This window comes from Kitasatospora sp. NPDC059599 (assembly GCF_042735125.1).
GTDB lineage: Bacteria > Actinomycetota > Actinomycetes > Streptomycetales > Streptomycetaceae > Kitasatospora.
The window spans coordinates 7,680-13,965 of record NZ_JBHWCL010000207.1; the positions used below are offsets into that span (position 1 = coordinate 7,680).

Below are 6,286 nucleotides of genomic sequence, written 5' to 3' on the forward strand. Positions count from 1 at the left end.
GCGGGGGCGGGCGCGCCCCCCCGTCCCCCGTCAGCTGACCGGCGTGGCCCGTCGGCGGGGCTCCCCCCCCCCACGCCTCCCCCGGTCCCTTTTCGGCCTTCCGGCCCCGTCTACGCCAGCGCGCTCCAGTACGGGCAGCAGACGTACGGCAACGGGGCCGGGCCGAGGCCCCCCTCTCCCGACAGCACCGGGATCTGCTCCGAGCGGGCCACCCCGGGTGAGCTCGCGGTCAGGCCGGGCTCGCCCAACTCCCCGAAGCAGAGCGCCAGTCGGTAGCCGTCCCGAGTGGTCGCGGCGACTCCCGGGCGGTCCCTGCCGGCGTTCAGCGAGGTGATCGTCCATCCGCTCCGGCGCCAGTGCTGCTCCACCACGTCCACCAGCACCGCCCGCCGCGGCAGCGAGACGACGGTGAGGATGTCCCGCCCCCGGGTGACGTACCAGAGCGCGGCCGACCCGCGCCCCGGCCGCGGCAGCCGCGCACCCGCCACGGGGGGCGCCTCCTGCCAGGCCGGCGTCGGGTCGATGGCGTCCAGGGTGTCCTGGAGCAGCGCCTCGCAGCGCTGGGCGGCATCGAGTTGATCGACCGTCACACCGCGCTCCACGCCGGGCCACCACGGCGCGGGCGCGATCGGCGCACCACCGGGGCGCCCGCCCGGGCTCCCGACGTTGAGTTCGGCACCACCTGACTGCACAGGGCCCTCCGTACTCCTCCCGGCGTTCAACCCGGGCTGGGGTTCCGTCACTGCTTGGACGGTGGACGAGTACGGACAGTTCCACCCCTCACCGTTCCCACACCCCTTCATTGCACTGCACGGTGCAGTTGAATCATTGCTCTGCACTGTGTAGTTTACTTCTTGTGCCGCCGACGGGACCGACCCGCCGACCACACGGCACCACCGCCTTCGAGAGGACCCAGCCATGCCCACCATCACCGTCGGCACCGCCCGCATCCCCTACCGCGTCGTCGGCGACGGCCCCGACACCCTCGTCCTCGTCCACGGCACCGGCCCCGGCTCCGGCATGTGGGACGGCCTGCTGGACTCCTTCACCGACCGCTACACCGTGCTGCTGCCCGACCTCTCCGGCAGCGAGGCCGCCGAGGACGACGGCGCACCGCTCACCCTGGAAACCCTCGCCGCCCAGGTCAACGCCGTGATCGACGACGCCGGCCGGGGCCCCGTCGACGTCTTCGGCTTCTCGCTCGGCGCCGTCGTCGCCACCGCGGCCGCCGCCCGGCGCCCCGAGCAGGTCCGCCGGCTGGTCGCCGCCGCCGGCTGGATCAGCGCCGAACAGGACGAGTACCTGCGCCTCTCCATGGCCACCTGGCTGTCGCTCGCCGACCACCCGGACGCCTTCGGCGGCTACGCCACCCTCACCGCCTTCAGCAGCGGCTTCCTCGACCGGATCGGGCGCGCCGCCGTCGAGGCCAACACCGCCTACATGCGGCCGACTCCCGGCACCCTGCGGCACATCGCCCTGAACCTCGCCCTCGACCTCACCCCGCTGCTCCCCCGGGTCCAGGCCCCGGCCCTGGTGATCGGCTGCACCCAGGACGCCACCGTCCCCGTGCAGAACGCGCGGCGCCTGCACGCCGCCCTCCCGGGCAGCGTCTACGCCGAGTTCGACACCGGCCACATCGTGCTCGCCGAGGAGACCGAGGCGTTCACCAAGACCGTCCGGGAGTTCCTCGACGCCGCGTGAACGGCGCCGCGGACACCGGGCGGACGACGGAGGCAGGGCCGGACGACGGAAGCGGGGGCGGACGGCAGGGGCGGACGGCGGGGGTGCGGAGCACACCCCCGCCCGCATGACAAGCCCCTGCACAGAACGGCCGATAACCGCGCCCGGAGATCGGAATGAAATTGACTGAACGTCAACTGTCAAGGTGAGACTGCTTCGTCAGCTTCATTGGCAAGGAGTTCACCATGCGCATACTCTTCACCGGCCCCGCTGCGGCCGGCCACCTCTTCCCGATGGTGCCGACCGCCCAGGCGCTGCGCGCCGCCGGGCACGAGGTCCTGTTCGCCTGCGGGCAGCCGCTCGACCAGGTCCGCAGCGCAGGCTTCCCCGTCGTCGAGATCGGCGACGGCCGGGTCCTGCGGGAGCTGTTCGAGGAGCGGCTTCAGGGCAAGATCGAGTACGTCGCCCCGAACAGGTCGCAGGACGAGATCTTCGACATGGCGGCCGGGATCTTCGCGCACGCCTCCCGACCCTCCGTCGACGGGCTGCTGGAGGCCGCCACCGAGTGGGGCGCCGACCTCCTCGTCCACGACTCCTTCCAGGCCGCCGCCCCGCTGGTGGCCACGAAGCTCAAGATCCCGTCGGTGGTCAACAACTTCGGGGTCAGCGCGGGCCTCCCCATGACCGGCCTGCTCGCCTCCCACTTCACCGACGTCTACGAGCGGCACGGCCTGGACGGCCCCGCCGCCTCCACCGCGCTCAACGTCGGCCCGCTCGGCGGCGACCCGGACGGCCTGCCGATGCGCTACGTCCCCTACAACGGCGGCGGCATCGTCCCGACCGAGTTCCTCCGCCCCGCCGACCGGCCCCGGATCGTCGTCACCCTGGGCACCGTGCTCGCCGAACTCGACGGCGTCCGGGCGGTCGTCCGCCTGGTCGAGGCCGCGGCCGAGGTCGACGCGGACTTCCTGCTCGCGGTCGGCGGCGCCGACCTCGCCCCGCTCGGCACCCTGCCCGCCAACGTCCGCGGACTGCCCTGGGTCCCGCTCAACGAACTGCTCGGCCGCGCCGACGCGTTGATCCACCACGGCGGCTCGGGCACCATGCTGACCGCCCTCCAGGCCGGCCTGCCCCAGCTGCTCCTCCCGCAGGGCGCCGACCACTTCATCAACACCGAGGCCCTCACCGCGAGCGGCGCCGCGCTGAGCTCCGCGTCCGACGAGGTGGACACCCCCCTCCTCGACCGGCTGGTCACCGACCCCGACCTCCGCGACGCCGCCCACCGGCTCCGGGCCGAGAACGCGGCCCTGCCCGCCCCGGCCGACCTCGTCCCCGCCCTCGAAGCCCTCGCCACCCGCTGAGCCACGGCTCCGCGCACCGCAGCGCACCACACTGAACCGCGCACCGCACCGCACCACCGAACGCGACGGCCCGGCAGCCTCCCCGGCTGCCGGGCCGCGCCGTCCGTCCGGCCGCTCAGCCGGTCCGGTCGGGTCAGCGGTCGGCCGCGCGCGGCGCGCCGGCCGGGCCGAACTCCTCCCGGATCGCCTCCACCAGTCCGGTCACCAGCCGCGCCCGCGGCACCATCGCGTCGACCACGACGTACTCGTGGTCGGCGTGGGCACCGCCACCGACCGCGCCCAGGCCGTCGAGCGTCGGCACTCCCAGGGCGGCGGTGAAGTTCCCGTCGCTGCCACCGCCGACCGCCACGCCCTCGACGCCCGGGAGCAGCCGGCGCGCCAGCCGGAACAGCCGCTCCGACGACGACCGCGGCATCGGTGGCCGGCCCACGGCGCCCCGGACCACGATCTCGACCTCGTCGAGGTGCGGGCGCAGGTTCGCGAACGCCGACTCGATCCGCTCCTTCTCCCCCTCCGTCTCGACCCGGACGTCCACGGTCACCGTCGCCTCCGCCGGCACCACGTTGTCGGTGGTCCCCGCCGACGCCATGGTCGGCGTCACCGTCGTCCCGGCCTCCGGACGGCTCAGCGCCGCCAGGTCCAGCACCTGGTGTGCCGCCTCGACCAGCGCGTTGACACCCGCCTCCGGCTCCAGCCCGGCGTGCGCCGCCCGCCCCCTGACGGACAGTTCGAAGGTGCCGCAGCCCTTGCGCCCCGTCTTCAGGGCGCCGCCCTCGCCCGCCCCCTCGAACACCAGGACCGCGCCGCAGGCCCGGGCCCGTTCCTCGATCAGCGCCCGGGAGGCGCCGGAACCGACCTCCTCGTCGGCGGTCACCAGGATCTCCACACCCGTCCGGTCGTCCAGCGCCGCCAGCCCGTGGACGGCCTGCACGAGACCACCGAGCATGTCGAACACGCCCGGCCCGGTCACCCGGCCCTGCTCCAGCCGGAAGGGCCGCCGGGCGAGCGTGCCGAGGGGGAACACCGTGTCGTGGTGGCCGAGCACCAGCACCCGGGGTTCCCCGCCGCCCGACCAGTGGACGTGCGGCCCCGCCCCGCTCTCCACCAGGACGGCCCGCCCGCCCAGCCTGCGCTCGATCATCTCCGCGACGACCCCGGCGGAGGCCCGCAGCGCCTCCGGGTCACGGGACGGGGACTCGACCTCGACGAGCCTGCGCAGATCGTCGAGCATCTCCTCGACACGTACGTCGGCACTGCTGTGCATCGTCATCTCCCGGGCAGACGGGGCGGATCGCCCGCTCCGGGCGAAGAACCCCTCCATCGAACCCGGCCGCCCCCGCGCCACCGCACCCGGGGGCGGTCTCCCGCCCCGCCGGCCTCCCGCCCCTACTCCTCGACGCGGTGCCCGGCCGTCCGGAGGGCCGCGACCGCCCCGGCCAACCGCTCCGCGGGCACCAGCACCAGGTCCGCGTCGTACGTCGACGCCACGAACACCGGCACCCCGGCCGCCGCCAACGGCGCGATCAGCCGCGACAACACACCCGGCAGGTCGAGCCCGTGCGCGCTGTCACCGCTGTACAACGCCCTCCACCGCTCGACGGACGCGCCGTCCGCCCCCGCGTCCACCTCCCGCACCACCGTCAGCCCCTCCGGGGCCCGGACCAGTGAGACCCAGCGCGACGCCAGCGCCACCCCCTCGTCGACCGCCCGCTCGACGCACAGGTCCCCCTCAAGAATGCGCAGCTGCTGCGCGCCCGCCGTAGTCACCCACCGATCGTAGGACCGCCCGCCCCGGACGGGCACCCACCGCCCCGAAGCGCACCGCAGAAGGCCGGACAACGCAAAAGCCGCAGGTCGTATGACCTGCGGCTTTCGGTAGTGGAGCGGGCGACGAGAATCGAACTCGCGCTCTAAGCTTGGGAAGCTCATGTTCTACCATTAAACTACGCCCGCCTGATGAGCCGTCAGAGACCGCTCGATCCAGTGTCACTGTACCCCATCCGTGACTGCGCTTGCACGAGGGGTCCGGGGGCGCGGCGGCGCCGGGTGGGGGCGGGCGCCGGGGCGTACTGTGTGGGCCGCGTACGAGTGCTCCGGCGGGTGGGGTCGGGGCGGCGAGCCACGATGAGGAATGTCCGGAACATCCCCTAATGTGACGCTGTCCCGGGGCTCGGCCGCCGGGCGTGTGAGTACCGGTGAGTACTGGTTAGGGATGGGAAGGGGATCGATGGAGCAGCGCGCCGTCGTTCGTTGTGCCGAGGGGCACCTGTTCAGCACCACCACGTTCCCGATGCAGAACCTCGGTCCGGGCCGGCTCGGCCCCGGTCGGCTGATCCGCTGTCCGCAGTGCGGACGGCTGCGGAGCTCGGTGCTGGCCGACGTGCGGGAGCTGTCGGAGCCGCAACTGGCGCAGGCGATGCGGCTGGAGGCCGCGGAGTTCCTGGCCTGACGGCGGGCGGACGGATGCGTGGGCCCCGGACGGATTCGTCCGGGGCCCTTTCTTGCACGTAACCTCGAAGCGTGCTGCTCTCTGACAAGGACATCCGGACCGAAATCGACCTGGGCCGGGTCTCCATCGACCCGTTCGACCCGGCGATGATCCAGCCGTCGAGTATCGACGTGCGCCTCGACCGCTTCTTCCGCGTGTTCGAGAACCACAAGTACCCGCACATCGACCCCTCCGAGGAGCAGCCGGACCTGACCCGGCTGGTCGAGCCGGAGGGCGAAGAGGCGTTCATCCTGCACCCGGGCGAGTTCGTGCTGGCCTCGACGTACGAGGTCATCACGCTGCCCGAGGACGTGGCCTCCCGGCTGGAGGGCAAGTCGAGCCTGGGCCGGCTGGGCCTGCTCACCCACTCCACGGCGGGCTTCATCGACCCCGGCTTCAGCGGCCACGTGACGCTGGAGCTGTCGAACGTCGCGACGCTGCCGATCAAGCTGTACCCGGGCATGAAGATCGGGCAGCTCTGCCTGTTCCGTCTCTCCTCGCCGTCGGAGCACCCGTACGGCTCGGAGCGCTACGGCTCGCGCTACCAGGGCCAGCGCGGCCCGACGCCGTCCCGCTCCTACCTGAACTTCCACCGCAGCAAGGTCTGATCCGCAGGACCGCAGACCCGCGGAGCCGCACGCAGACGGGCGGCCACCCCTCACGGTGAGGGGTGGGCCCCCGCGGGGGTTCCCGCGGGCCGCAGGGCCCCACCCCGGGGGTCCCGCGGACCGCAGGCCCGCCCCCCGGGGGTCCGGCG

At 73.6% G+C, this 6,286-nt stretch carries 7 protein-coding genes and 1 tRNA gene; 4 read left to right on the forward strand and 4 right to left on the reverse strand.

Annotated elements, in window-relative coordinates; all coding sequences use genetic code 11:
- Window positions 1-110 precede the first annotated feature (110 nt).
- Window positions 111-590 (reverse strand): hypothetical protein, encoded by a 480-nt coding sequence (locus tag ACFV04_RS40600; protein WP_380536105.1) that lies wholly within the window; start codon window positions 588-590, stop codon window positions 111-113.
- Window positions 591-918: 328 nt separating this feature from the next.
- Between ACFV04_RS40600 and ACFV04_RS40605 the strand changes: the two genes are divergently transcribed.
- Window positions 919-1,701, forward strand: coding sequence for an alpha/beta fold hydrolase (locus ACFV04_RS40605; protein WP_380536107.1), 783 nt, complete (start codon window positions 919-921; stop codon window positions 1,699-1,701).
- A 224-nt stretch (window positions 1,702-1,925) separates the two neighbouring features.
- Window positions 1,926-3,041 (forward strand): nucleotide disphospho-sugar-binding domain-containing protein, encoded by a 1,116-nt coding sequence (locus tag ACFV04_RS40610; RefSeq protein ID WP_380336935.1) that lies wholly within the window; start codon window positions 1,926-1,928, stop codon window positions 3,039-3,041.
- 133 nt (window positions 3,042-3,174) lie between these two features.
- Here ACFV04_RS40610 and ACFV04_RS40615 read toward each other — a convergent pair whose 3' ends face one another.
- The 3 genes from ACFV04_RS40615 to ACFV04_RS40625 all read right to left on the reverse strand — a co-directional run bounded on the left by ACFV04_RS40615 (window position 3,175) and on the right by ACFV04_RS40625 (window position 4,994).
- Complete coding sequence (locus ACFV04_RS40615; protein WP_380336938.1) at window positions 3,175-4,311, reverse strand: M20 family metallopeptidase; 1,137 nt, start codon at window positions 4,309-4,311, stop codon at window positions 3,175-3,177.
- 116 nt (window positions 4,312-4,427) lie between these two features.
- Window positions 4,428-4,808 (reverse strand): ACT domain-containing protein, encoded by a 381-nt coding sequence (locus tag ACFV04_RS40620; protein ID WP_380536109.1) that lies wholly within the window; start codon window positions 4,806-4,808, stop codon window positions 4,428-4,430.
- 112 nt (window positions 4,809-4,920) lie between these two features.
- Window positions 4,921-4,994 (reverse strand) — tRNA-Gly (locus ACFV04_RS40625).
- A 274-nt stretch (window positions 4,995-5,268) separates the two neighbouring features.
- Between ACFV04_RS40625 and ACFV04_RS40630 the strand changes: the two genes are divergently transcribed.
- Together ACFV04_RS40630 and dcd are read left to right on the forward strand one after the other, a co-directional pair.
- Window positions 5,269-5,490: a hypothetical protein gene (locus tag ACFV04_RS40630; protein ID WP_030056617.1), complete on the forward strand. Its 222-nt coding sequence runs from the start codon at window positions 5,269-5,271 to the stop codon at window positions 5,488-5,490.
- Between the two features lie 71 nt (window positions 5,491-5,561).
- Window positions 5,562-6,137: a dCTP deaminase gene (gene dcd / locus ACFV04_RS40635; RefSeq protein WP_360253880.1), complete on the forward strand. Its 576-nt coding sequence runs from the start codon at window positions 5,562-5,564 to the stop codon at window positions 6,135-6,137.
- Window positions 6,138-6,286: the final 149 nt, after the last annotated feature.